The sequence below is a fragment of the Flavobacterium sp. UGB4466 genome (assembly GCF_903469665.1).
GTDB lineage: Bacteria > Bacteroidota > Bacteroidia > Flavobacteriales > Flavobacteriaceae > Flavobacterium > Flavobacterium lipolyticum.
The window spans coordinates 1-471 of record NZ_CAGKLC010000273.1 but is presented as its reverse complement, the minus strand read 5'-3'; the positions used below and the strand labels follow the sequence as shown (position 1 = coordinate 471).

General features: G+C 40.1%; 1 protein-coding gene. It reads left to right on the top strand.

Annotation, left to right across the window (positions count from 1 at the left end; all coding sequences use genetic code 11):
* The coding region (locus JO950_RS22020; protein WP_202704552.1) for an AMP-binding protein at positions 1-471 on the top strand (471 nt) is incomplete at both ends.

Below are 471 nucleotides of genomic sequence, written 5' to 3'. Positions count from 1 at the left end.
TTACAGAAAACACCTGTAACGTTTGACGTTTCGGTTTGGGAGTTATTCCTCCCATTGGTTTGTGGCAGTAAGCTTGTTTTTGCAAAACCGGAAGGGCATAAAGACCCGGTCTACTTAGAGGAGCTATTAGAATCACAAAAAATAAGTATTATTCACTTTGTTCCTTCGATGTTGAGTGCAGCGTTGGACACTATAAAGTGGGATAAACTGGAATGTTTGCAGCATGTAATATGCAGTGGAGAAGCTTTATCAAAAAGAATCGAATCATCCTTTAAAGCAAAGGCTCCTTTTTCGAGCTTGCATAATTATTATGGACCAACGGAGGCTTCGATAGATGTCACTGCAATAAACTTAAGCCAACACCCAACTGTGGGTCATGAAGTTTTGATAGGCAAGCCTGTTGACAATACACAGATTTACATTGTAAATGAAAAGAATTCGCTTCAGCCGGTTGGGGTTTTAGGCGAGATT